Raw genomic sequence first — 23,374 nt, forward strand, 5'->3', positions numbered from 1 at the left:
CCTCGTATCAGAGTGGGAGCGAGCCTGCTCGCGAAAGCGCAGTCTGAGGCAATGACGATGTTGACTGTGCCGCCGCCTTCGCGAGCAAGCTCACTCCCACAGGGAATTTGGTTGCGATGAAGATGGTGGATTTACCCCGTATCAGTGTGGGAGCGAGCCTGCTCGCGAAAGCGGACTGTCAGGCAATGACGATGTCAAACGTGCCGCCGCCTTCACGAGCAGGCTCGCTCCCACAGGTTTTGGCTGTTTATTCAAAATCGAGATAAATCAAAAGGCTGCACCTTTGGGCCGAAGGCAGATATTCTGCGCTTCACACCGGTACGGGAGCCCGATCAATCTCCATGGCCAGCCACTGCCAGGATGAATTGCCCGACGCCAAAGGAGTGTTCGAATGAGCGAAAAGAAACTGGAAACCACGGTCGATCGCGTCTACCAAGGGGTTTACGCGGCGATCAGCAAGCGTTCGTTGCGCCCGGGCATGAAGCTGGGTGAGGCCTCGCTGGCCGAGTTGTTCAATGTCAGCCGCACGTCGGTTCGTGCTGCGCTCAAGCAATTGGAAGCCGATGGTCTGGTCACCACTGAGCCCAACAAAGGTGCATCGGTGTCGCTGCCCAGTGACGCAGAGCTGCGTTCGCTGTTCGAAACCCGGCGGTTGATCGAGATCGGCATCGTCACCGAACTGTGCCGGCGCAAAGACACCGTTGCCATGCAGGATCTGCGTGAGCACTTGTTACTGGAAGATGCCGCCCATGCGGCCGGCGACCATGAACGGTTGATCCATCTCCTCGGCGAGTTCCACCTCAAACTGGCGCGCAGCCTGAACAATCCGGTGCTGCTCGACTGGTTCCAGAAGCTGATCTCGCGCGCTTCGCTGTATGCCGCCGCGCTCGATGATGACAGTCATCAAGCTTGCCGCGACGATGAACACCTGCGTTTGCTCGAGTACATCGAGGCCGGTAATCAGAGCGCCGCGATCGAGCTGACCTGCACGCACCTCAACGGAATCGAGAAGGCGATTCTCGACGTTGCTGCAAAAATGAAAACCGGCTATCACCCACTCAAACACTTGATTGGCGTCTGAATGGCTCTGTGTCGCAAATCGGCTATACCTCCAATGAAACCAATGCGTTTTCAGGGCCTCGAAACACACGGGCGTCGCGTCGTTGTAGCGTTGCGATAGATCGGAAAACCGCAAAAAAGGACACTGAGTCAGGCGATGCAGTTTTTATCCGAAAGCCACGGCTGTGAGGGCTGGAAAGGCGAAATGGCCGGACGCATCCGTGCGTTCGACTGGAGCCTCACCGAACTGGGTCCGCTCGCCGACTGGCCGGCCAGTCTGTGTAACACCGTGCAGCTGATGCTGGCTTCGCCGCTGCCGATGGTGATGCTCTGGGGCCATGCCGGCTACATGATCTACAACGACGCCTACTCCGAATTCGCCGGTGGCCGCCATCCCTATCTGCTTGGCGTGCCGGTAGAGCTGGGCTGGCCGGAAGTCGCCGAATTCAACCGCCACGTCGTTGACACTTGCCTGGCCGGCGGCACCTTGTCCTATCGCAACAAAGAGCTGGTATTGCTGCGCGACGGCGTGCCCGAAGACGTCTGGATGGACTTGTATTACAGCCCGGTGGCCAACGACGAAGGCGTGCCCGGCGGCGTCATGGCGATGGTGGTCGAAACCACCGAACTGGTGCATTCCGAGCGCCTGCGTCAGGCGGCCGAAGATGCGTACCGCGCCGACAACGAGCGCGTGCGTCTGGCGCTGAATGCCGGCGCACTGCTTGGCTCGTTTGTCTGGGACATCAAGAACAATCGCTTCTCTGCTGACGAACGTTTCGCCCGCACCTTTTCCTACCCGCCGGATCAGGACCTGAGCGATCTGCAACAAGACATCGCCGAATCGCGCATTCATCCCGACGACCACCCATGGGTCCAGGAGCGGGTCGCCCATTGTGTGCGCACTGGCGAGCCCTACAACGCTGAGTACCGTGTACAGCGCGGCGATGGCCAATATCTGTGGGTGCTGGCCAGTGGTGCCTGCGAGTTCGATGAAGACGGCAGGCCGTTTCGCTTCCCCGGCGTGCTGATCGATATTCATGAGCGCAAGAATGCTGAAGAGTCGCTGCTCAAATTCACCCGCAACCTCGAACAGCGCGTGGCCGCCGAGGTGAATGCGCGGCTGGCGGCTGAGGAACAGCTTCGCCAGTCGCAGAAACTCGAAGCCATCGGCGGCTTGACCGGTGGCGTGGCCCATGACTTCAACAACCTGCTGCAAGTGATTGCCGGCAACCTGCATTTGCTCGCTCGGCATGAGCCCAACAATGCCAACGTGCAGCGCCGGGTCGGGGCTTCGCTGGCGGCGGTCGAGCGCGGGGCCAAACTGTCTTCGCAATTGCTCGCATTTGCCCGCCGGCAACCGCTGTCACCGGCCGTGTGCAACCCAGAACAGATTTTCGAAGGCGTTGGCGAGTTGCTGCAACGCGCCTTGGGCGAAACCATTCAGATCGACGTGCAGTTGCCGCCGCAGCCGTGGCATATCAACGTCGACCGTAACCAGTTGGAAAACGCGATTCTCAATCTGGCCATCAACGCCCGCGACGCGATGAAAGGCGAGGGCGTTATCGGCCTCAGCGCCGCCAATGTCTGTCTGGACAGCGAATACTGCGTCGGCAAGGGCATCGCGTCCGGTGAGTATGTGCGCGTGGCGGTCACCGACACCGGCGTGGGCATTGCCCCACAAATGCTGGAACAGGTTTTCGAACCGTTTTTCACCACCAAGGCCGACGGGCAGGGCACTGGTCTCGGTCTGAGCATGGTCTTCGGCTTCGTCAAACAGAGTGGCGGCCACGTCGAGATCGACAGCAAGCTCGGCGAAGGCACGCGGGTGCAGTTGTATTTCCCGCGCAGTCGGCGTCCGGTTCGTGAAGAGACCGCCAGTGTCGGCGAGCGCAAGAGCGGCGGCCACGAAACCATTCTGGTGGTGGAAGACAATGACGCGGTGCGCGCTTCGGCGGTCGAGTTGCTGCGCGAAGAAGGCTATCGGGTGATGACCGCCGGCAATGGCGACGTGGCCATGCAGATGTTGCTGGAAGGCATCGAGATCGATCTGATTTTCACCGACGTGGTCATGCCCGGCCTGATCAAGAGTTCCGATCTAGCTGCCTGGGCCAAGGTGCAGACGCCGCCAGTGCCGGTGCTGTTCACTTCCGGGCATACCCGCGACATCATTTCCCGCGACCACCAGCTCAGCCCCGATACGCATCTGCTCGGCAAACCCTACAGCCCGCAAGCCTTACTGCAGATGATTTGCGAGGTGCTCGGCACCTGATGCCGAGCGCTGCCCAGTTTTTCAATCAAGGCAGGCCGATGATTTCCAAGCGCAATTCCAAAGCACCCGCCGGCATGGTTCGTGTGCGCGGCGCCCGCGAACATAACCTGAAGAACGTTGACGTCGATATTCCGCGTGATGCGCTGGTGGTGTTCACCGGCGTCTCGGGTTCGGGCAAGTCGTCGCTGGCGTTTTCCACGCTTTACGCCGAGGCCCAGCGGCGGTATTTCGAATCGGTGGCGCCCTACGCGCGGCGGCTGATCGATCAGGTCGGCGTGCCGGATGTCGATTCCATCGAAGGACTGCCGCCTGCCGTCGCTCTGCAACAACAGCGCGGCACGCCAAGCGCGCGTTCTTCGGTGGGCAGTGTGACGACGCTGTCGAGCCTGATCCGCATGCTCTATTCCCGGGCCGGGAGTTACCCGCCGGGGCAGCCAATGCTGTATGCCGAGGATTTTTCACCGAACACGCCGCAGGGCGCCTGTCCGGAGTGTCATGGACTTGGTCGCGTCTATGAAGTCACCGAAGCGCTGATGGTGCCGGACCCGAACCTGACCATCCGCCAGCGTGCAGTGGCGTCCTGGCCCTTGGCCTGGCAAGGGCAGAACCTGCGCGACATCCTCGTGACCATGGGCATCGATGTCGACATTCCGTGGAAAAAACTGCCGAAAAAGCAGCGCGACTGGATTCTCTTCACTGAAGAGACGCCGACGGTGCCGGTGTACGCCGGGCTGACCCCGGAAGAAACCCGCGTCGCGCTCAAGCGCAAGATGGAACCGAGTTATCAGGGCACCTTCACCGGCGCCCGGCGCTACATCCTGCACACCTTCACTCACTCGCAAAGTGCGCTGATGAAGAAGCGTGTTTCACAGTTCATGCGCGGTAGCCCGTGCCCATTGTGCGAGGGCAAACGGCTCAAGCGCGAGGCGTTGTCGGTGACCTTTGCCGGCTACGACATTGGCGAGTTGTCGCAGATGCCGTTGCTGCAAGTGGCCGAAGTGCTGCGGCCTGTAGCAGCGGCAAATTATCTGGAACAGGCCGAGGAGAGCGGCGACACCCTCAGCCATGCGCAAACCCGCGAGGCTCGTCAGCAGCGGGTCGCCCATGGCGCCAGCGGTCATGCCAGCGCACCGGACGTGCGCCACACGCCGAATCTGTCGCTGGAAAAGCGTCTGGCGGCGCAGCGCATCGCTGAGGATTTGCTGGAGCGGGTCAGCACCCTGACCGATCTCGGCCTGGGTTATCTGGCGCTGGAACGCAGTACGCCGACCTTGTCGTCGGGCGAGTTGCAGCGTTTGCGCCTGGCCACGCAATTGGGTTCGCAGCTGTTCGGGGTGATTTATGTCCTGGACGAGCCGTCTGCCGGTCTGCATCCGGCGGATGGTGAGGCGCTGTTCGAGGCGTTGCAGCGCTTGAAGGCGGACGGCAACACGCTGTTTGTGGTCGAGCACGATGTCGAAACCATGCGCCGTGCCGACTGGCTGATTGACGTCGGTCCGGCGGCGGGCGAGAAGGGCGGGCGCGTGCTGTACAGCGGTCCGCCTGCGGGACTTGCTGATATTGCAGATTCGCAGACCCGCGCTTATCTGTTCGCGGAAAATCAACGCCCTGAGCGCGCCGCACGCAAGCCGAGCGGGTGGCTGAAGCTGGACGGCGTCACGCGCAATAACCTGAATAATCTTAGCGCCGAATTCCCTTTGGGCTGTTTCACCTCGGTGACCGGCGTATCGGGATCTGGCAAATCGAGTCTGGTCAGTCAGGCCTTGCTCGAACTGGTCGGCGCGCAGTTGGGCCGTCCGGTGGCCGAGGCCGAGTCAGAAGAGCCGAGCCTGGAAGATGACACTCCGCCGCCCAGCACCGGGCAGATCAGCGCCGGCCTGGAGTCGATCAAACGGCTGGTGCAGGTTGATCAGAAACCCATCGGACGCACGCCGCGCTCCAATCTGGCGACTTACACCGGGTTGTTCGACAACGTGCGCAAGCTGTTTGCCGCGACACCTGAGGCACAAGCGGCGGGCTATGATGCCGGGCAGTTTTCTTTCAACGTCGCCAAGGGCCGTTGCGCCACGTGTGAGGGCGAAGGTTTTGTCAGTGTGGAATTGCTGTTCATGCCCAGCGTGTATGCGCCGTGCCCAACTTGCCACGGAGCGCGGTATAACCCGCAGACATTGGCGATTCTCTGGCAGGGCTTGAGCATCGCCCAAGTCCTGCAACTGACAGTCGATGAAGCGGTAGCGGTGTTTGCCGAACAGGCGGGGATTCGTCGTTCGCTGGAAGTGCTGCGCGATATCGGCCTGGGTTATCTGCGCCTGGGGCAACCGGCCACGGAACTGTCCGGTGGTGAAGCGCAGCGGATCAAACTGGCGACCGAGTTGCAGCGCAGCCAGCGTGGTGCGACCTTGTATGTACTGGATGAACCGACCACGGGATTGCACCCGAGAGATGTCGATCGCTTGCTGGAACAACTCGATACGCTGGTAACGGCGGGGCACACGGTGATTGTGGTCGAACACGAAATGCGTGTCGTCGCGCAGAGCGACTGGGTGATCGACATCGGCCCCGGCGCCGGTGATCAGGGCGGCAGGATCGTCGCCGCCGGCACACCACAGAAAGTCGCCGCCAGCAAGAAGAGCAAGACCGCGCCGTTTCTTGCCCGTGCTTTAAGCCGATAACTGCAGCGCCTTGCTGGCCGCCATCGCTGGCAAGCCAGCTCCCACAGAAATTCAAGTTGTTGCCGAAAATCTGCGCACACTGATGCCCCTGTGGGAGCTGGCTTGCCAGCGATGGCGCCAGTTCAGGCGCCATCCAGCGTGCGGCGGACCTTGTCGAGCAGTTCGCTGATCTGGAACGGTTTGACCAGCATGTCCATGCCTGTACCGAGGAAGACCTGGCGGTTGAGCGCGGTTTCGGCGTAGCCGGTCATGAACAGGATCGGCAGCCCTTCGTGCCAGCCACGGGCAACATCCGCCAACTCCCGCCCGCTCATGCGCGGCAGGCCGACGTCGGTCAGCAGCAGGTCGATCGACGGGTCGTTCTGCAAGCGCTCCAGCGCCGATTCGATATCCGCCGCTTGCGTGCAGCGATAGCCGGCATCCTCCAGCACTTCGGTGACGAACAAGCGCACCGTGGCCATGTCCTCGACGATCAGCACATGCTCGCCACTGCCTTTCGCGTCAGGCACGGGCACAGGTGCGTCGGCCCCGGTCGGGTCGTTGGTGCCGGGCAGCATGATGGTCACTTCGGTGCCACGTCGGGCGACGCTGCGGATGTGCGCGTCACCGCCGGACTGACGGGCAAAACCGTAGATCGTCGACAGACCGAGCCCGGTGCCCTGGCCCAAAGGCTTGGTGGTGAAAAACGGTTCGAACACCTTGTCGATCACGTTGTGTTCAATGCCGGTGCCGTCGTCGCGTACCGACAGCGCCACGTACGCGCCATCGGCCAGATTCGGATCGCCATGGGAATAAGCGGCGTAAGTATTGACCCAGATATTGCCGCCCGAGGGCAGGGCATCACGGGCGTTGATCACCAGATTGAGCACCGCGCTTTCCAGCTGCACCGGGTCGACCAGCGCAATCGCCGGTTTGTTGGTCAGTTCCAGCTTGAGGGTGATGCGCTCGCCGATGGTGCGCACCAGCAATTCTTCCAGCGAGCGGACATGCTCGTTGATGTCCACCGGCCGTGTATCGAGCGGCTGCTGGCGGGCAAATGCCAGCAGACGATGGGTCAATGAGGCCGCGCTCATGGCTGAGTTCAGCGCTGCTTCGGTATAGAACTGCACCTTGTCCAGACGCTCATCGGCCACGCGTTTCTGGATCAGTTCCAGGCTGGTGATGATCCCGGTCAGCAGGTTGTTGAAGTCGTGGGCGATACCGCCGGTGAGCTTGCCCAGCGCATCCATTTTCTGCACTTGCAGCAATTGCGCTTCGGCGTGCACGCGCTCGGCGACTTCCTTGGCCAGCTGCGTGGTGGTGTCATCCAGCCGCGCCAGGTGCGAGCGCTCGCGGTGGCGGTGTTCGGTGACGTCCTCGACGAACACCAGACTCAGTTCCGGGGTGCGATACGGCGAAATCTGCCATTGCGTCTCGCGAATCTCGCCCTGCACACGCATGTTCAGCGTGCCTTTCCAGCGCTCGCCGTCGACCAGACGCAGACGCAGTTCATCGAGGATCGAGCATTGATCTTCGGCAAAGCATTCACGCAGCGCCTGCGCGTCGCGGTTATCGACGATCAGTTGGGCAAAGGCGTGGTTGCATTCATACACTTTCAGATTGGCATCGAGCACGGCGATCGGTGCCGAGACGTTGGCGAAAATCTCGCGGAAACGTGCCTCGCTCTCGCGCAGGGCATTTTCCGTGTCGCGCACCCGCAGCAGGGTACGCAGGGTCGCCAAGAGCACATCGGGGTCGACCGGGTGAATCAGATAGGCATCGGCACCCGCGTTGAGACCAGTGATGATATCGCCGGTCTGGATCGACGCCGCTGACACATGAATCACTGGCAGCAGCGCGGTGCCCGGGTCGGCGCGCAGCAGGCGGACGATGTCGAAACCGCTCATGTCCGGCAGGTTGACGTCGAGGATCAACGCATCGAGGGCTTCGCCCTCGATCAGGGCCAGGCCGTCGCTGCCGGTGCCGGCTTCGAGCACCGTGTAGCCATGGCGCTCCAAGCGCCGGCGCAGGGCGTAACGGGTGGCGACGTTGTCATCGACGATCAACAGGCGGATGTCACGATTCATCGACGTTCTCCAGAGCGATCGCCAGCGGGATGATGACAAAGAACGTCGAGCCGACGCCCGGCGTACTGTCTACCCCGACTTCACCGCCGAGCAGGGCGGCGAAACGCTTGCACAGTGACAGACCCAGACCGGTGCCGCGCAGACGTTTCTGCAATGGCGAATCGACTTGGGAGAAGTCTTCGAACAGCGTGTCATGCAGTTCGGCCGCGATGCCGATGCCGGTGTCGCTGACGGCAAAGCGCACTTTGTCTTCACCTTCCATTCGCGCCGATACCCGCACTTCGCCACGGGTGGTGAATTTCAGTGAGTTGGAAATGAAGTTGCGCAGGATCTGCCCGAGCTTCTTGTCATCGGTATACAGGCGCGGCAGGCCCAGTGGCTCTTCGAAGATCAGATCCACCGCCGAGGCGTCGACGATTGGCCGGAACATCCCGCGCAGGGCGGAGAACAGGTCGAACATGTCGAACCAGGCCGGGGAAATGCTGATGCGCCCGGCTTCGATCTTCGCCAGATCGAGCAGGTCATCAACCATGTCGCTGAGCTCGCGGGCAGCGGTGCTGACGAAGGCTACCTGCTTGTGCTGTTCAGGGCTGAGCGGACCGTCGAGTTCGTCAGCGAGCAGACTGTTGATGCTCAGTATCGAGCCCAGCGGCGTGCGGAATTCATGGCTCATGTACGACAGGAAACGGCTTTTGAGATCCGATGCCTGACGCAGTTCTTCGGCCTGATTGTCGAGCTCGGCGTACAGCGCCAGAACACCCTGGTTGGTTTCATCGAGTTCTTCGCGCAGGGCAGTGGTTTCGCGCTGCAACTGAGCGATGAGCGCCGCCTGTTCAGCAGGGCTCAGGGTTGTCGATTCAGCCATGGGCGGCCTCCAGAGCCACGACCAGCACCGTCACGTCATCGCGACCACGGCAAAAGTCGCGGTGCAGGACGCTGGCTATCACGGCAGGATGGCGATGCACCAGGCCGGGGTAGTCTGCAAGATTCCAACGGGACTGTAGGCCGTCGCTGTACATGATCAATAAATGTCCGTTCACGTGAGCATAGTCAAAGGGTTTGGCTTTACGGTACTGGCCGCCAACGATACCGGGATGTGAGGCCAGACCGCGGGATTTGCCAGGCTCCAGCAGACTGGCGCCGATGTTACCGACACCGGCGAACGTCAGGCCGTCGCGCTGGCTGTCAAACTGCGCGAAAGCGACGGCGCCGCCACGGGTGCCGAGCATTTCCTGATGCAGGTCTTCCATCAATACCACTGGATCGGCAAACGGCGCCCGGGCGAATGCCTGCGCCCCGGCCAGGCCTGCGCGCTCGGCGTCTTCGCCATGACCGAGGCCATCGACCACCAGCGCGCTGATCCGCGAGCCTTCATACGCCAGATGCCAGACATCGCCGCAGGCTGGATCGGCATGCAGCGAATGCTGGCTGACGCCGAAGCGGATATCGGCCTGACGATCGCTGCGCGGAAAAATTCGCGCCAGCAACACCGCGCCACGGTGGTCGGCGTAGACATCGAAGACACTGGTCTGCCGCGATACGGCGCCGAGGCCGATGCCTTGTGTGCCGCCAGTGGAAAAGCCATCCGCCAGACAGGCATCCAGATCAAAGCCCTGCGCCCGATCCACGGTCTGCATTTCGATGCCGAAGCCGTTATCCGGCCGAGCCAGTACACGCAGGTGAAATTCACCACGCTGGGCATGCTTGAGCACGTTGCTCGCCAGTTCGGTCGCGACCAGCGCCACGCGGCCGGCATCGTTTTCGTCGAAGCCATGCTGCTCGGCGAGTTTCTGCGCGGTGCGCCGGGCGTGGCCGATCTGGCTGCTGTCCTCGATCGGCAGAACCTGGGTCAACGACCCGGTGATATTCATGTCCATCGTGTGATCGTAATGCGCGTGCCTTTGCCGGGCTCAGTGTCGAGTTCGAATTCATTGACCAGGCGCTTGGCGCCAGTCAGGCCAAGGCCCAACCCGCTGCCGGAGGTCCAGCCGTCGGTCATCGCCAGTTTGATGTCGGGGATGCCAGGGCCTTCGTCGCGGAAGGTGATACGCAAACCGACCCGGCCGTTTTCCTCGAGAATCTGCCAGTCCATGTCGCCGCCGCCGCCATAGACCATGGTGTTACGCGCCAGCTCACTGACAGCGGTCACCAGTTTGGTCAGGTCGATCAGGCGCATGCCACATTCGGTGGCGAGCTTGCGCGTGGTCTGGCGGGCCAGCACTACGTCCTGTTCAATGAGAATGGGTTGCGTACCGCTACTGCGCACGGTCATTGTGCAAGTACTCGTTCCCGCAGCAGTTTCATCCCGCGTTCGACGTTCAGGGCGGTGCTCACGTCTGGCAAAGTCATGCCCAGCTCAACGAGCGTGATCGCCACTGCCGGCTGCATGCCGACCAGCACGGTTTTGGCGTCCATGATTTTCGACAGCCCGGAAATGTCGCCGATCATGCGCCCGATGAACGAATCGACCATGTCCAGCGCCGTGATGTCGATCAGCACGCCCCGGGCGGATGTCCGGCTGATGCGCTCGGACAGATCGTCCTGCAGGGTCAGGGCGAGTTGGTCATGCATGTCGACCTGAATGGTCACCAGCAAGATATCGCCCATTTGAAGAATCGGAATACGTTCCATGGTCAAGCCGTCTTGACGAGGCTGACACCCAAGCGGGTCAGGGCCAGTTTCAATGCGTCGGCCAGATTGGCCTTGGTCACTACGCCTTGCAGATCCAGACCCAGGTGAACGATGGTTTGCGCAATCTGTGGACGCACGCCGCTGATGATGCAGTCAGCGCCCATCAGGCGGATCGCGGTCACGGTTTTCAGCAAGTGCTGGGCGACCAGAGTGTCGACGGTTGGCACGCCGGTGATGTCGATGATGGCGATTTCCGAACCGGTGTCGACGATGCGTTGCAGCAGCGATTCCATGACTACTTGGGTGCGCTGCGAATCGAGGGTGCCGATCATTGGCAGGGCGAGGACGCCATCCCACAGCTTGACCACCGGAGTCGACAGTTCCAGCAGCTCTTCCTGTTGACGCTTGATCACCGCTTCACGGGATTTCTGGAAGGTGCCGATGGTGTGCATACCGACGGTGTCGAGCAATTCGGAGACTTCCAGCAATTGCTCGGCAAGCAGTGCCGGCTGGTCCTGATAATGGTTTTGCAGCAGGGCGAACAACGGGCCTTTCAAGGCGAAGATGAAGTTTGCGGTTTGCTGGGAATCCTGGCCGAGGAGGGCACGGCTCTGCGACAGCTTTTCAAGGAACTGACGGGTATCCTCCCAGCCCGCAGCGGCAATCTTGCTGCCGTTGCCGTTTTCCAGACCCGCCAGGAGCAGGCCCAGCAAGTCGCGGGTTTGCTGAGCGAGGTCGTGTTCCTTGAGGTTGCGTGTGGCGCCGCTGGCTTCGAGGCGTTTGGTCCACTCGCTCAACAGCTGAGTCTGGTTGTTCTTGATTGCTTCAACTGTGCTGTTCTGCAGTGCTGCCATGTGCGTGTCGCTCCGTTACGTATATGGGCCGGCTCGGCGAAATGACCGGCGCGATTTGACTGACATTTACCGCTTGAAATAGTTGTTCAGCTAGCGATGAATTTTTCTGCCTGCCGCGTCGAACGCCCCGGTAACTCTAGTCGGCGTGGCGGCAGGCAACGATCTTTTGAACGAATCTACGGCGTCAGGCTTCGAATCTGCATGCCCGACGTTTTCCAGTCGTGCTGGAAGAAGGAGGCAGGACTATGAATGAGGTGGATATGAACGAGCAAGCGCCGCAACAGCAAAATCAGTCCTCAGAGTCAATTAACCGCAACGACCCGGCCATCGACCCGCAAACGCCGGGGCAAAATACTCCCGCGCCGGTTGAAGAAGGGCAGGCGGACAGCGCGGCTGCCGAGGTCGATCAAAAGCAGCATCACAACGACAACAGCAACGATTTCAGCCCCGGCTTCAAGCCTGACCCGGACCGTCCTGAACCGGGCGAAAGCACTGACGCCGATATCGACACCGATGGTGGTTGATCGCTGAAACGCAAAAAGGCCGCATCGAAGGATGCGGCCTTTTTATTGCCGGCCGGTTACTTGCTCGGATGTTTGGCTTGCAGCTCTTTGGCGTGGGCCAGGTGTTTTTCCAGCGCTGGCAGCATCTTCTGCGCGAACGCTTTCAGCTCAGTAGCGCCCTTGGCCTTGTCATCGGTCACGGTGTTCGCCTGCTTCTTGAACAGCTCGATGGTCTCTTCGTGAGCCTTGACCTGGTTGTTGGCGTAGGCCGCATCGAAGGATTCATCGCGCATGTCGAGAATCTTTTCCTTGGCCTGCTTGACCAGGGTGGTGTCGTCAGGGACTTCGATGTCATTGGTGGTCGCGATCTTCTTCAGCTCTTCATTGGCCTTGGTGTGATCAGCGATCATTTGGTTAGCGAAGGCTTTGATGTCGGCTGACTGGCTTTTTTCCAGTGCCAGCTTGCTGGTTTCGATTTCGGCGATGCCACCAGCGGCGGCATTGTCGACAAAGTCGTTGTCGGTTGCGGCAAAGGCGCTGCCCATGCCGGCAGACAGTGCAACAGCCAGAGCGAGATGACGCAGGTTGAATCCGTCCATTGGGTATCTCCACGCAGGTTTTTGTGAGCGTTATCCAATGGAGCGAGCGCAGACGCCAAAGGTTTTATCGCATTTACGACAGGGCGACGAACGGCCACCGCTGGTCTGACAGGGAGTCGACAGAAGTCATCGGGCAAGGCCATGCTGATAATGAGTCAGCGCATCGGTCGCGCTGGTTGTCGATCAAATTGATGGAGGTGTTTCATGCCGGTTTCACATGATCTGTATCAGGACCTGGGCTGCAAGAAGGAAGAGATCGAGCAAAAACGCTCCGAGGATCCGAAGCTGGATTCGCTGCTCAACAAGTACTTCGACGTGGATAAAGCCGTGGTCGAAGCCGAGAACGCCCAGTCAGACGCCCCCACTGACGACGAATTGAAAAAGCTCAAAGAGAAGCGCGTGATCGTCAAGGAACAGATCGTTGCTCAACTCGCCGGGCAGCCGCTGACGGGACAGTAGTCGCCCGACCCGTGGTCATTTTTGAAGGGAACGGCTACGGCCAATGGCACCTCCAATGTGCAGAGTCTGCAAACCATCGACTCGTTGCGAGGTGCCTTATGAACGACCCCAAATTCCCCAGTGAAGAGCAGGGTGGTTTCGACCCGATTCCTACCCGTCCTGAACCGAACAGCCCGGCGCATACCACAGCGCATCCGGAAAAAACCGTGAAAGAACTGCCTGAGGATGAAGATCCGGAGAAGTTCGACCGGTCCGGCAACTGACAGACCGCTATCGCTGGCAAGCCAGCTCCCACAGGTTCATCTGGTGAACACATATTTGGAATTCACACGGACACTGTGGGAGCTGGCTTGCCAGCGATATCGTCGGTCCATACGGTGAAAATTTTTCTGTTTTACTTAAGCGCCGCATCCAACCCCATTCGCCCCATATGCATGGCCTTCAACGAGCCGAAATACAACCACTGCCCATACTCGCGCACCGTGGTAATCGGCGAATAATTGCCTTCGCTCGCGTCCTGCAGATTGGCAATCACCTTGCCGTCCAGATCCAGTCCCAGCACAAACCCACGCTTTTCGACAGGCTTGGGTAAAACCGTCAAAGCCCGCACGATCATCTTACGCACGAACGGGTGTTCAGCGGTGCCATCGAGCAAGGCATTGCGCGGCGCATACAGCGCTACCCAAAAGCGATTGGTGCCATTGAACGAGAGGTTGTCCGGAAGCCCCGGCAAGTTGTCGATGAACACATCATGGGTACCGGCCTTCGGCCCGCTCAGCCAGTAGCGACTGATGCGGTAAGCACCGGTCTCGTTGACCAGCACATAGGCCTCGTCCGGACCAAGAGTGACGCCATTGGCAAACTGCAACTTGTCGAGCAAGACGCTGGTCTTGCCGGTTTGAAAGTCGTAGCGCAGCAGACGTCCGTCGGCGCCGTGTTCAATGATCGCCTCGCCATCATGACCATAGCCCCAGCGGCTCGAGGCATCGCTGAAGTAGGCGTAGTGGCCTGACTTGTCGACCGCTACATCATCGGTAAATCCAAATGGCACCCCGTTGGCCTCGGTGGTCAACGGAATCACGCGGCCCTGCGCATCCAGCGACAGCAAGCCTTTGACCGCATCGGCAACTACCAGCATGCCGTTCGGATGACGGGCCAGGCCCAGTGGACGGCCACCGGTGTCGGCCAGGACCTTGCGCTGCGTGCCGTCGAGGCTGCTACGGATGAGCCTGCCGTCATGCAATCCGGTGATGAGGAATTCGTCTTCCAGTAGCAACGCCTCAGGCCCTTCGATGTCGCTCGGCCCGACCTTCGCCACAGCTTTGAGGCGCTGGTTGTCCGCGTAGATCCCGTCTTTCAGCGAGGGCGCCGGTGGCGGCGTCCAGGCGACCGGTTCGACCTTGGTCGGCAGCAACAACAAGAAGGCGATGACGAGAACGATCAGCAGGCACAGCACATAACGTAATTTCACGCGCTGGCCCTCGCCGCGCCGATAAACTGCGCAGCCATGTCGCGCAGGGCGAGCATGGATGCGGCAGATTCGCGCTCGATGCGCCGCTTGAGCAGCAGGCGATTGGCAAGACGCATGAGCAAACCGTCAAAGCGATATTCCAGCGTGCGCACGAAACGCGTGCCGCCAGCCTCCGCTGAGCACTCGTAAGTCAACCGCAGGGACAAGCCCTGATCACTTTGCGCGCGTGCGCACCAGCGCCGGCCCGGCAGATATTCAGTAACCTCCCAACGCAAGTGACCGGCACGTCCGCCGGCATGGATGTCCTCTTCGAAACGTGCACCGGCATGCAGTGGACCTTGCGCACCGTCAATCTTCAATGAGGAGGGATGCCAGTCCGGCCAGTGACTGACGCTGGCGGCATAAGCCAGCACGGCGACCGGTTCGCCGGCGATATCGATCTGGTGCTGCATGCGCGTCGTGGGCATTTGCGAATCACTCAAAGGGGCGGGTTCCGGCTCGCGGTACAGCGTGCCGAACAGGTAGTCCATCAAGGGCAGAACGATGTTGAAATTGCGCTCCTGCATGCGCTCGCGGCGGTGATGCAGTTCGTGCAGACGGCGCATCTGGCGAATCCACGGCAAACGAGTCAACGGATTTTGCGGTGGCAGATGTTCACAGGCATGGAACACCTCATAGAGCAGATAACCGAGCACCATGCACCCGGCAAACAGCCCGGCGACATTGGCGTTGACCTGCGCGAGCAGCCACCAGAGGGGCAGGGTGATCAATAGCGTATGAATGACGATCAGCCAGGCTGGAAACAGAATCACTCGCCAGTCCCGCGCGCTGTCGTAGGTCATATGGCCGGGGGTGAAAAAGCTGTGATGGTCGCCGGCATGTCGTGCGTAGAACATCTTTGCGAAAGCTTTTTTGCGATGGCCCAGATGACGATGGACCATGTACACGCCGAAGTTGAACAACAACAGGCTCAGCGGCACTGTCAGCCATTCCAGCCAGCTCACTGAATGCACCGTGCGCCAGAACGCAGCGACGGCGAAAATGCCGAACAGCAACACGAACGCGCCATGCAACCACGGGTTGTATAAAGGATGAATGGCCGCACGGTAGCGGCTGCGGAATGCCTCGGTGGTCTGCCTCAACGCTTTCACCTGCGGGTATTGTTGTTATACCCGGCAGATTAGCCGATCCGCTGACTTGTGCAGGGCGAACCTTGAGGCCACAAGCGCCATGCTCTGGACTGAAGCTGCCCGTCAGCTCAACGGATTCCAGCGTTGCGACCAGTCATCATCGGTGCGGATCACCTCGCGCAACAGATCGAAGGCCTGTTGCAGCACTGCCGAGTCGCGATCGCGGGAATACACCAGATAGGTCGGATAACCGAATTCCGGGGCTTTGGTGACGGCTTCCAGTGCGCCGGTCTCCAGATAAGTGCGCACGACCCGGGTGCGGAAATAGCCGCTGCCGCCATGTTCGAGGATGTATTGCAGGGCCAGCGGGCCAAGGTTGAAGCTCAGCGCGGCTTTGGCTTTTTCCGGCAGGGCGGCGTCGTGCTGACGGCGGAAATCCGGGCCCCAGTCGATGTAGACGTAAGGCTCAGGACGCTCGGGCGCGCGCACCAGAATCAGTTTTTCCTCCAGCACTTGCTCGACCTGCAATCCCGGCCAGTATTCCGGTTGATAAACCAGCGCCGCATCGAGCACACCGAGTTCGAGCTGACGCAAAAGATTTTCGCCGTCGCGAATTTCCATGCGCAGTGCGTGGCCGGGGATTTTCTCCCGAAGTTCCGCCGCCCAACTGAGCATCAGCGGGTTGCACAGGCTGACCTCACCGCCAATGTGCAGAACGTTGTGATAACCCTCGGGCAGCGGCAAGTCGCGGCGCGCGGCTTCCCAGGTCTGCACCAGTTGATTGGCGTAGACCACGAACGCTTCGCCATTGGCCGTCAACTTCGCCCCGGCGCGATTGCGCACGAACAGCGTACTGCCCAGCTGGCCTTCGAGTTTCTGCACCCGTGCGGTGATCGCCGTTTGTGTGACGAACAGCTTCTGCGCGGCGGCGGCAAGACTGCCGTGGCGGACGATTTCGAGGAAAGTGCGGGCGAGGTCGATGTCCATGGGGCAGGGCCGGTGTCTGGAGGTGGAGCGCATTGTAAGTCAAAAGTCCCTCTCCCCAACTTGAAAGCCACAACGGATTAAACCGCTGAAAATTCCGTTTAAGTCCTACGGAAACAGGAGCGTTTTGATCAGATGAGGGGATATTTCTGACGACTTTTTCAGGTTGGTCGTCGGACGCCGGATCTATAGGATCAGTCCTGACATTGAAGTCATCGAGCGCACAGATCGCTCTGGACCTGGACAAAGGATGGACTATGCGAATCCCACTGATTGAAAGCCATACGCCTGCTTACTCGCCTCGCCATTACTGGCGCGACGACCGCGCGAGATGCCCCTCGGAGGACGTTGCCATGCCGAGCGCCAAAGTGCCCCGGCTCACGGGCTTGAAGAAGCTTGAGGGCAAACCTCTGGAATTGCTGTTGCGAGGGCAGGACACCGGCGACGATCCGATGCTCATTCTGCGCTGCACAGCCGAAGGATTTGCGCTGCTCGATGTGGTCAACATGATCGCAACCTCCGAACTGTACCAACAGGGAGAGATGGTCAAACGTATCACCGGCAAATCTGTGAGAACCGTGCGACGTCTGCTCAAGGAAGGCGCGTCGGTGCGCCTGGACACGCCGCAGAGCATCATCGCCTACCAATATGCGGCAGCGCTGGAGCTGGCCATCGAGGTGTTCGGGCGACAGGCCAAGGCCGAATCATGGCTGGAGCAACGCGCCACTTACTTCTACGGTTATGTGCCGCTCGATCTGGTTGGAAATGCGTTGGGCTTCAGGATGGTGGAGGAGTATCTGAACCAGATCAAATACGGGGTTTATCAATGAATCCCTTGCCCTGGGATGATCGCTGGTACGCGTGGCGGCTGGATCGCGAGGTGTACAGCGAGACCTGGGACAGTGGCCTGGGGTCGAAACGGGACGGCGGTCGCTGGAATACGCCCGGCCGCAGAGTCGTTTATGCGTCGGTCGACCCATCCACGGCAATTCTGGAGGTAGCCGCCCACGGCAGCTTCGATGCACTTGATCAGGAGCCCTATGTATTGACCTGTTTTGAAATCACCCACGACGCCAGCGTCAGAATCGTGCAACCGGAAGATGTGCCCAATCCGCATTGGCTCACGCCGATCAAAACCTCGCCCAACCAGCGAAAGTTTGCCGACGCACTGCTGGCTGAACATCCATTTGTTCTGGTGCCTTCGGTGGCCACCCGACACTCGTGGAATTTGCTGGTGAGTTGCGATCTGGCGGAAGGTCAGTTCAGGATGGTTTCGCAAGAGCGGTTTGGGCTGGATACGCGGTTGTTGCAGGAGGGTTGATCGTACCTACGCGAACGGAGAGCGAAGCCGAGGCCTGCGCTGATCCCCTTGCATGAACGACAAATCCCGCCAAAAGGGCGGGATTTGTTTGAACCAGGCTGCTTCTTACGCAGGGAACAGCTCGGACAGTTTCATCGACAGCATCATGTCGCCTTCAACGCGCAGCTTGCCGCTCATGAAGGCCTGCATGCCGTCTGTCTCGCCACTGACGATACCTTTCAGGGTTTCGCTATCCAGCACCAGCGTGCAGTTGGCGTTCGGGTTTTCGCCTTCCTGAATGTTGCAGGTGCCGTCTTTGACGATCAGTGCGTATTGCTTGTCTTCGTCGGTGATGTTGAAACCGAAGACCAGGTCCAGACCGGCAGCGGCGGCTGGGTTGAACTTGGCTTGCATTGCTTTTACGGCATCAGCTACGGAGGTCATGGTTCGATCCTTTCTTGGTCATGGGAGCTGGGTGGTTACAGCCAGGGTCACAGTAAGCCGGACTCAGCGAAAAGTGATGAGTTCCGGGGCCTTCAGCAGTTGCAGGTGTGCGTGACTGTTGAAGGAAGCCAGGGCCACCTCGCGACCACGAAACTTCAATTGGTTGAGCGAGGTGTTGACGATTTGCCAGTTCAATTCAAAGGCCTGTCTGGCAGGCATTTGCGTAATCAGGTGGAGCAGGGCAGTGATGGTGCCGCCGGAGGTGAACACGGCAATTTTCTGGTTCTTTTCCGCCAGGTCGAGGATGCGGTGCAAACCGGCCTGAACCCTCTCGACGAAGCCCAGCCAGCTTTCCAGGCCAGGAGTGTCATAAGTGCCAGCAAGCCAGCGCTCGACGATCAGGGCGAAGATGCGCTGGAATTCACCGCGGTTCTGCGCGGCGTTGCTCAGGATGTCGAGGGCTTCCGGCTCTTCCGGCAGCATGGCCGGGAGCAGGGCGCGGATCACCGCGTCGGCATCGAATTCGTTGAAAGCGGAATCGGTTTCGAGGACTGGAACCGGCAGGCCTCTGGCGCTGAATTGCTCCAGTGCACTGGTGGCCGTGTGCTGTTGGCGACGCAGGTCACCGGCAAGGCAACGATCGAAGCTGATACCAAGGTCGGCAAGGTGCTGGCCGAGAATTTCTGCCTGACGCACACCGGTCGGCGACAGGACATCGTAATCGTCTGCACCAAAGGAGGCCTGGCCATGTCGTATCAAGTAGATGCTGCCCACGTCCGCGTCGTCCCGGTACGTTGAAGGTCAGGCGAGGTTATGAGGATGGCGTAAAGCTGTCAATGAAAAAACATACGCTTGTTTGAAATGCCCGTTACAGGCGTGTTGCCAGAGGTTTCACGGCTGGCCGACGAGCCGACGCATGGGTATGCTGGAGCCATTCCGCGTGTGATACACCGTCACGCATTGCTTTGAGGAGTCTCTGTGGATTTTTTCACCGAATACGCCAGCTTTCTGGCCAAGACCGTCACACTGGTGATCGCGATTCTGGTGGTGCTCGCCAGTTTCGCCGCGTTGCGCAGCAAAGGCCGGCGCAAATCGGCAGGGCAGTTGCAGGTCAGCAAGCTCAACGATTTCTACAAGGGGCTGCGTGAACGCCTGGAGCAGACCTTGCTCGACAAGGATCAGCTCAAGGCATTGCGCAAGGGCGAAGCGAAAACGGAAAAAAGCGCGAAGAAACAGAAGAACAAGCCTGAGACCAAATCCCGGGTGTTCGTGCTCGACTTCGACGGCGATATCAAGGCTTCCGCCACCGAGAGCCTGCGCCACGAGATCACCGCACTGCTGACCCTGGCCACGCCGAAGGACGAAGTAGTCCTGCGTCTGGAAAGTGGCGGCGGCATGGTGCACAGCTACGGTCTGGCGTCGTCTCAACTTGCGCGAATCCGTGATGCGGGCGTGCCACTGACAGTTTGTATCGACAAGGTCGCGGCCAGTGGCGGTTACATGATGGCCTGCATCGGCGACAAGATCATCAGTGCACCGTTCGCCATCCTCGGTTCTATCGGCGTGGTCGCGCAATTGCCTAACGTCAATCGCCTGCTGAAAAAGCACGATATCGATTTCGAAGTGCTGACCGCTGGTGAGTACAAGCGTACCCTGACCGTGTTTGGCGAAAACACCGAAAAGGGCCGCGAGAAGTTCCAGGAAGACCTCGACATCACTCATCGCTTGTTCAAAAACTTCGTGGCGCGGTACCGCCCGCAACTGGCGATCGATGAAGTGGCTACCGGTGAGGTGTGGCTCGGTATCGCTGCGCTGGAAAACCAACTGGTGGACGAGCTCAAGACCAGCGATGAATACCTGGCGCAGAAAGCCAAACAGGCTGAGGTTTATCACCTGCACTACGCCGAGCGCAAAAGCCTGCAGGAACGCATCGGCATGGCCGCCAGCGGTTCGGTAGACCGCGTGCTGTTGAGCTGGTGGAGTCGCCTCACTCAGCAACGTTTCTGGTAAACACCAGGCATAAAAAAACGCCGGTCAATGACCGGCGTTTTTGTGTCCGCAATAAACCCGCTGGCTTAGCGCCGACGGAACAGCGGCAGCGGTTCGTCACTGGCGGCCTGGTAGGTCACCGAGAAGTCCTTGAGACCTTCCAGTGCTTCGTACGGGTCTTTATCCGCGCGAATGGCAAAAGCGTCGAAGCCACAGCGGTGCATGTAGAACAGCTGGTCCCGCAGCACGTCGCCAATCGCGCGCAGCTCGCCTTTGAAACCATAACGGTCACGCAGCAGACGGGCATTGGAATAACTGCGGCCATCGGTGAACGCCGGGAAATTCAGCGCGATTACCTGGAACTCACCGACGTCTTCACCGATTTCTTCGGCTTCCTCGTCAGCATCCAGCCACACGCCCAGACCGCCGTCGCGGGCCTTGAGCATGCGGCTGTGCTCGCGCCACAACTGCAGAGGAACGATCAGATCGTCGCAGTTGCTGATCTCATCGATGTTGAAATCCTTCGGCAACAGGTGCCAGGTTTCGTCGACGACTTCGTTGTTCTTAATGATTCGCTGCATAGACGCGTTCCTTGAAGAGGTCGATGCCAATACGCTGATAAGTGTCGATGAAGCGCTCGTCTTCGGTACGTTGTTCAACGTACACGTCGATCAGCTTCGAGATCACGTCAGGCATGGCTTCCTGTGCGAAGGACGGGCCGAGGATCTTGCCCAGGCTCGCATCACGGCTGGCGCTGCCGCCGAGGGAAACCTGGTAGAACTCTTCGCCTTTCTTGTCCACACCGAGGATGCCGATGTGGCCGACGTGGTGGTGACCGCAGGCGTTCATGCAGCCGGAGATGTTCAGGTCCAGTTCGCCAATGTCGAACAGGTAATCCAGGTCATCGAAACGGCGCTGGATCGATTCGGCAATCGGGATCGATTTGGCGTTGGCCAGCGAGCAGAAGTCACCACCGGGGCAGCAGATGATGTCAGTCAGCAGGCCGATGTTCGGCGTGGCGAAACCGCTTTCACGCAACTCACCCCACAGGGTGAACAACTGGCTCTGCTCGACATCGGCGAGAATGATGTTCTGCTCGTGGGAGGTGCGCAGTTGACCGAAGCTGTAGCGCTCGGCCAGATCGGCGACGGCGTCGAGCTGCTTGTCGGTAATGTCGCCCGGGGCAACGCCGGTCGGCTTCAACGACAGCGTCACAGCGACATAGCCCGGTTTTTTGTGCGCCAGGGTGTTGCGGCTGCGCCAGCGGGCGAAACCCGGATGCTCTTTGTCCAGATCGGCCAGTTGCGCGGTCTGGTTGTCGAGGGTCTTGTAGTCCGGATCGACGAAGTGCTTGGCGACGCGATGCAGTTCGGCCTCGGTCAGCGTGGTCTGGCCACCGCGCAGGTGCTCCATTTCCGCGTCGACTTTCTGCGCGAACACCTCAGGCGTGAGCGCCTTGACGAGGATCTTGATCCGCGCCTTGTATTTGTTGTCGCGACGGCCGTAGCGGTTGTACACCCGCAGGATGGCGTCGAGATAGCTCAGCAGGTCTTGCCACGGCAGGAATTCATTGATGAATGCGCCAACCACCGGCGTACGACCGAGGCCACCGCCGACCAACACTCGGAAGCCCAGCTCGCCAGCAGCGTTATAGACAGGTTCCAGACCGATATCGTGGACTTCAATGGCAGCGCGGTCACTGGTCGAACCGTTGACGGCGATCTTGAATTTGCGCGGCAGGTAGGCGAACTCCGGGTGGAACGTGGTCCACTGACGGACGATTTCGCACCATGGACGCGGGTCGATCACTTCATCGGCGGCGACGCCGGCAAACTGGTCGGTGGTGACGTTGCGCAGGCAGTTGCCGCTGGTCTGAATGGCGTGCATCTGCACGGTCGCGAGTTCAGCGAGGATGTCCGGGATGTCTTCAACCGCCGGCCAGTTGAACTGCACGTTCTGCCGCGTACTGATGTGGGCATAGCCCTTGTCGTAGTCGCGGGCGATCTTCGCCATCATGCGCACCTGACGCGAAGTCAGCTGGCCGTAAGGCACGGCCACGCGCAACATCGGCGCGAAACGCTGGATATACAGGCCATTTTGCAGGCGCAGGGGGCGGAATTCTTCTTCGCTCAGCTCACCTGCCAGATAGCGTCGGGTCTGATCACGGAACTGCTTGACGCGGTCCTCGATGATCCGCTGATCGTACTCGTCGTATACGTACATATAAGTCCTGTTCTCAGGCTTGGGCTTCTCGGAAAACGCTGCGTTTTCGCTTGCTGGAGTCCGATGTTGCCTCTGCAATTCTGCGCGCACGGCCGCGCACTCCGTCACGGAGCCGGGGCAATATACCCGTTTGCAGTTATGCGCAAAAGTGATGTTTGAGTATATGTAAAGAACCAAATCGCCTAACGCGAATGCCGGTCATCTAATCCACATTTGTCGTGCGGACAATCATCGTCTTAACTGTGATCGAGTCTTTGTGCAATCACCGATAAAACCGACAAGAGGCGATGCAATGAGCAACCCGACCAAAGCCAGAAAAAGCGACAGCAGTGTCGACGCGTGGGCCATTTTGTTTCTGATCATTCTCGTAGTAGGAACAGCGGTCTTCTGGGTCAGTCACCAGTAACATCCGCGCTTCCGGGCCGTTCTCCCAAGGCCCGGATAACCTGTGGCAGATGCCTGTTCAGTGCCATCACACCCCGGCCAGATACAGCACCAGCTTGACGATGGCAAACAGCGTCAGGCCGAACACCGCCGTGAACAAAACTCCCAGAATCACAAAGTGACTGGGTTTGCCGTGGGTAAAATCCCTTTCCCGGTTCTTGCCGCTCTGCACCCCGAACGCCGCCGCCATGACGCTGTGCAGCATCTGCCAGAAACTCGGCGGTTTGTTGTCGACTGGATCGTCCATAAATCCCTCTGCGAAAAGTCATCCTTCTGA

General features: G+C 59.8%; 24 protein-coding genes. 9 read left to right on the forward strand and 15 right to left on the reverse strand.

Translation table 11 applies throughout. The annotated features are described in order from the left end of the window. Positions 1 to 391: 391 nt before the first annotated feature. The 3 genes from AB4O12_RS06520 to AB4O12_RS06530 all read left to right on the forward strand — a co-directional run bounded on the left by AB4O12_RS06520 (position 392) and on the right by AB4O12_RS06530 (position 6,000). Complete coding sequence (locus tag AB4O12_RS06520) at positions 392 to 1,081, forward strand: GntR family transcriptional regulator (protein WP_076563214.1); 690 nt, start codon at positions 392 to 394, stop codon at positions 1,079 to 1,081. 135 nt (positions 1,082 to 1,216) lie between these two features. Continuing rightward, entirely contained in the window at positions 1,217 to 3,328 is a 2,112-nt protein-coding gene (locus AB4O12_RS06525; protein WP_460060914.1) for an ATP-binding protein, read from the forward strand. Between the two features lie 38 nt (positions 3,329 to 3,366). After that, entirely contained in the window at positions 3,367 to 6,000 is a 2,634-nt protein-coding gene (locus tag AB4O12_RS06530; RefSeq protein WP_252877988.1) for an excinuclease ABC subunit UvrA, read from the forward strand. Between the two features lie 122 nt (positions 6,001 to 6,122). Here the strand turns inward: AB4O12_RS06530 and AB4O12_RS06535 are convergent, their stop codons facing one another. From AB4O12_RS06535 to AB4O12_RS06560, 6 genes are read right to left on the reverse strand one after another with little or no spacing between them, the layout of a single operon-like run. Then, positions 6,123 to 8,066: a response regulator gene (locus AB4O12_RS06535; RefSeq protein WP_460060916.1), complete on the reverse strand. Its 1,944-nt coding sequence runs from the start codon at positions 8,064 to 8,066 to the stop codon at positions 6,123 to 6,125. Beyond that, on the reverse strand, positions 8,056 to 8,931 hold the full coding sequence (locus AB4O12_RS06540; RefSeq protein WP_252869336.1) for a sensor histidine kinase: 876 nt from the start codon (positions 8,929 to 8,931) through the stop codon (positions 8,056 to 8,058). Before AB4O12_RS06540 ends, AB4O12_RS06535 begins: the two co-directional genes overlap by 11 nt. Then, on the reverse strand, positions 8,924 to 9,937 hold the full coding sequence (locus AB4O12_RS06545; RefSeq protein WP_150635939.1) for an ATP-binding protein: 1,014 nt from the start codon (positions 9,935 to 9,937) through the stop codon (positions 8,924 to 8,926). The genes AB4O12_RS06540 and AB4O12_RS06545 overlap by 8 nt, the downstream gene beginning before the upstream one ends. Beyond that, positions 9,934 to 10,338, reverse strand: coding sequence for an anti-sigma regulatory factor (locus tag AB4O12_RS06550; protein WP_016774465.1), 405 nt, complete (start codon positions 10,336 to 10,338; stop codon positions 9,934 to 9,936). Before AB4O12_RS06550 ends, AB4O12_RS06545 begins: the two co-directional genes overlap by 4 nt. After that, complete coding sequence (locus AB4O12_RS06555) at positions 10,335 to 10,697, reverse strand: STAS domain-containing protein (protein WP_056785183.1); 363 nt, start codon at positions 10,695 to 10,697, stop codon at positions 10,335 to 10,337. Before AB4O12_RS06555 ends, AB4O12_RS06550 begins: the two co-directional genes overlap by 4 nt. Positions 10,698 to 10,699: 2 nt before the next feature. Further along, a complete protein-coding gene (locus AB4O12_RS06560) occupies positions 10,700 to 11,551 on the reverse strand; it encodes an STAS domain-containing protein (RefSeq protein WP_041478684.1) in 852 nt (283 codons plus the stop codon). A 260-nt stretch (positions 11,552 to 11,811) separates the two neighbouring features. On the opposite strand from AB4O12_RS06560, the gene AB4O12_RS06565 reads away from it, so the two are divergent. After that, positions 11,812 to 12,075 carry a hypothetical protein gene (locus tag AB4O12_RS06565; RefSeq protein ID WP_110647015.1) on the forward strand — a complete coding sequence of 88 codons (264 nt, stop codon included), beginning with the start codon at positions 11,812 to 11,814 and terminating at the stop codon, positions 12,073 to 12,075. Positions 12,076 to 12,131: 56 nt separating this feature from the next. On the opposite strand, the gene AB4O12_RS06570 is transcribed toward AB4O12_RS06565, so the two are convergent. Continuing rightward, positions 12,132 to 12,653: a DUF4142 domain-containing protein gene (locus tag AB4O12_RS06570; RefSeq protein ID WP_056785185.1), complete on the reverse strand. Its 522-nt coding sequence runs from the start codon at positions 12,651 to 12,653 to the stop codon at positions 12,132 to 12,134. Positions 12,654 to 12,857: 204 nt separating this feature from the next. On the opposite strand from AB4O12_RS06570, the gene AB4O12_RS06575 reads away from it, so the two are divergent. After that, a complete protein-coding gene (locus tag AB4O12_RS06575) occupies positions 12,858 to 13,112 on the forward strand; it encodes a DUF465 domain-containing protein (RefSeq protein WP_041478686.1) in 255 nt (84 codons plus the stop codon). 98 nt (positions 13,113 to 13,210) lie between these two features. Then, positions 13,211 to 13,375 (forward strand): hypothetical protein, encoded by a 165-nt coding sequence (locus tag AB4O12_RS06580; protein WP_016774471.1) that lies wholly within the window; start codon positions 13,211 to 13,213, stop codon positions 13,373 to 13,375. A gap of 131 nt (positions 13,376 to 13,506) precedes the next feature. On the opposite strand, the gene AB4O12_RS06585 is transcribed toward AB4O12_RS06580, so the two are convergent. The 3 genes from AB4O12_RS06585 to AB4O12_RS06595 form a co-directional block, all read right to left on the reverse strand. Then, entirely contained in the window at positions 13,507 to 14,583 is a 1,077-nt protein-coding gene (locus AB4O12_RS06585; RefSeq protein WP_315435838.1) for an SMP-30/gluconolactonase/LRE family protein, read from the reverse strand. Then, complete coding sequence (locus AB4O12_RS06590) at positions 14,580 to 15,725, reverse strand: sterol desaturase/SRPBCC family protein (protein ID WP_460060923.1); 1,146 nt, start codon at positions 15,723 to 15,725, stop codon at positions 14,580 to 14,582. The genes AB4O12_RS06585 and AB4O12_RS06590 overlap by 4 nt, the downstream gene beginning before the upstream one ends. 111 nt (positions 15,726 to 15,836) lie before the next feature. Next, the gene (locus AB4O12_RS06595) at positions 15,837 to 16,700 is read right to left on the reverse strand and encodes a LysR family transcriptional regulator (protein ID WP_056785192.1); all 864 of its coding nucleotides are present in this window, start codon (positions 16,698 to 16,700) and stop codon (positions 15,837 to 15,839) included. 350 nt (positions 16,701 to 17,050) lie between these two features. Between AB4O12_RS06595 and AB4O12_RS06600 the strand changes: the two genes are divergently transcribed. Then, positions 17,051 to 17,527 carry an MbcA/ParS/Xre antitoxin family protein gene (locus AB4O12_RS06600; RefSeq protein WP_252869548.1) on the forward strand — a complete coding sequence of 159 codons (477 nt, stop codon included), beginning with the start codon at positions 17,051 to 17,053 and terminating at the stop codon, positions 17,525 to 17,527. Continuing rightward, positions 17,524 to 18,018, forward strand: coding sequence for an RES family NAD+ phosphorylase (locus tag AB4O12_RS06605; protein ID WP_016774476.1), 495 nt, complete (start codon positions 17,524 to 17,526; stop codon positions 18,016 to 18,018). The genes AB4O12_RS06600 and AB4O12_RS06605 overlap by 4 nt, the downstream gene beginning before the upstream one ends. Before the next feature lie 105 nt (positions 18,019 to 18,123). On the opposite strand, the gene AB4O12_RS06610 is transcribed toward AB4O12_RS06605, so the two are convergent. Then, positions 18,124 to 18,441, reverse strand: a complete 318-nt coding sequence (locus tag AB4O12_RS06610) for an SCP2 sterol-binding domain-containing protein (protein ID WP_353187393.1) — start codon at positions 18,439 to 18,441, stop codon at positions 18,124 to 18,126. A gap of 63 nt (positions 18,442 to 18,504) precedes the next feature. Beyond that, positions 18,505 to 19,215 carry a histidine phosphatase family protein gene (locus AB4O12_RS06615; protein WP_460060927.1) on the reverse strand — a complete coding sequence of 237 codons (711 nt, stop codon included), beginning with the start codon at positions 19,213 to 19,215 and terminating at the stop codon, positions 18,505 to 18,507. A 204-nt stretch (positions 19,216 to 19,419) separates the two neighbouring features. Between AB4O12_RS06615 and sohB the strand changes: the two genes are divergently transcribed. Then, complete coding sequence (gene sohB, locus AB4O12_RS06620) at positions 19,420 to 20,451, forward strand: protease SohB (RefSeq protein ID WP_016774479.1); 1,032 nt, start codon at positions 19,420 to 19,422, stop codon at positions 20,449 to 20,451. A 65-nt stretch (positions 20,452 to 20,516) separates the two neighbouring features. Here the strand turns inward: sohB and AB4O12_RS06625 are convergent, their stop codons facing one another. The 3 genes from AB4O12_RS06625 to AB4O12_RS06635 all read right to left on the reverse strand — a co-directional run bounded on the left by AB4O12_RS06625 (position 20,517) and on the right by AB4O12_RS06635 (position 23,344). Beyond that, positions 20,517 to 21,011 carry a DUF934 domain-containing protein gene (locus tag AB4O12_RS06625; protein WP_041478697.1) on the reverse strand — a complete coding sequence of 165 codons (495 nt, stop codon included), beginning with the start codon at positions 21,009 to 21,011 and terminating at the stop codon, positions 20,517 to 20,519. After that, positions 20,995 to 22,653, reverse strand: coding sequence for a nitrite/sulfite reductase (locus AB4O12_RS06630; RefSeq protein WP_056785207.1), 1,659 nt, complete (start codon positions 22,651 to 22,653; stop codon positions 20,995 to 20,997). Before AB4O12_RS06630 ends, AB4O12_RS06625 begins: the two co-directional genes overlap by 17 nt. A 472-nt stretch (positions 22,654 to 23,125) precedes the next feature. Next, positions 23,126 to 23,344, reverse strand: coding sequence for a DUF2970 domain-containing protein (locus AB4O12_RS06635; protein ID WP_016774481.1), 219 nt, complete (start codon positions 23,342 to 23,344; stop codon positions 23,126 to 23,128). Between the last annotated feature and the right edge of the window lie 30 nt (positions 23,345 to 23,374).

This window comes from Pseudomonas sp. S2_A05 (genome assembly GCF_054668485.1).

Bases quoted from the DNA above. Each gene is read 5' to 3' on its own strand.
- AB4O12_RS06600 (WP_252869548.1), top strand. From the start codon at position 17,051: ATGCCGAGCGCCAAAGTGCCCCGGCTCACGGGCTTGAAGAAGCTTGAG.
- AB4O12_RS06575 (WP_041478686.1), top strand. From the start codon at position 12,858: ATGCCGGTTTCACATGATCTGTATCAGGACCTGGGCTGCAAGAAGGAA.
- AB4O12_RS06570 (WP_056785185.1), bottom strand. From the start codon at position 12,653: ATGGACGGATTCAACCTGCGTCATCTCGCTCTGGCTGTTGCACTGTCT.
- AB4O12_RS06565 (WP_110647015.1), top strand. From the start codon at position 11,812: ATGAACGAGCAAGCGCCGCAACAGCAAAATCAGTCCTCAGAGTCAATT.
- AB4O12_RS06605 (WP_016774476.1), top strand. From the start codon at position 17,524: ATGAATCCCTTGCCCTGGGATGATCGCTGGTACGCGTGGCGGCTGGAT.
- AB4O12_RS06635 (WP_016774481.1), bottom strand. From the start codon at position 23,344: ATGGACGATCCAGTCGACAACAAACCGCCGAGTTTCTGGCAGATGCTG.
- AB4O12_RS06580 (WP_016774471.1), top strand. From the start codon at position 13,211: ATGAACGACCCCAAATTCCCCAGTGAAGAGCAGGGTGGTTTCGACCCG.
- AB4O12_RS06630 (WP_056785207.1), bottom strand. From the start codon at position 22,653: ATGTACGTATACGACGAGTACGATCAGCGGATCATCGAGGACCGCGTC.
- AB4O12_RS06535 (WP_460060916.1), bottom strand. From the start codon at position 8,066: ATGAATCGTGACATCCGCCTGTTGATCGTCGATGACAACGTCGCCACC.
- AB4O12_RS06595 (WP_056785192.1), bottom strand. From the start codon at position 16,700: ATGGACATCGACCTCGCCCGCACTTTCCTCGAAATCGTCCGCCACGGC.
- AB4O12_RS06555 (WP_056785183.1), bottom strand. From the start codon at position 10,697: ATGGAACGTATTCCGATTCTTCAAATGGGCGATATCTTGCTGGTGACC.
- AB4O12_RS06520 (WP_076563214.1), top strand. From the start codon at position 392: ATGAGCGAAAAGAAACTGGAAACCACGGTCGATCGCGTCTACCAAGGG.
- AB4O12_RS06625 (WP_041478697.1), bottom strand. From the start codon at position 21,011: ATGCAGCGAATCATTAAGAACAACGAAGTCGTCGACGAAACCTGGCAC.
- AB4O12_RS06525 (WP_460060914.1), top strand. From the start codon at position 1,217: ATGCAGTTTTTATCCGAAAGCCACGGCTGTGAGGGCTGGAAAGGCGAA.
- AB4O12_RS06610 (WP_353187393.1), bottom strand. From the start codon at position 18,441: ATGACCTCCGTAGCTGATGCCGTAAAAGCAATGCAAGCCAAGTTCAAC.
- AB4O12_RS06545 (WP_150635939.1), bottom strand. From the start codon at position 9,937: ATGAATATCACCGGGTCGTTGACCCAGGTTCTGCCGATCGAGGACAGC.
- AB4O12_RS06550 (WP_016774465.1), bottom strand. From the start codon at position 10,338: ATGACCGTGCGCAGTAGCGGTACGCAACCCATTCTCATTGAACAGGAC.
- AB4O12_RS06560 (WP_041478684.1), bottom strand. From the start codon at position 11,551: ATGGCAGCACTGCAGAACAGCACAGTTGAAGCAATCAAGAACAACCAG.
- AB4O12_RS06530 (WP_252877988.1), top strand. From the start codon at position 3,367: ATGATTTCCAAGCGCAATTCCAAAGCACCCGCCGGCATGGTTCGTGTG.
- AB4O12_RS06540 (WP_252869336.1), bottom strand. From the start codon at position 8,931: ATGGCTGAATCGACAACCCTGAGCCCTGCTGAACAGGCGGCGCTCATC.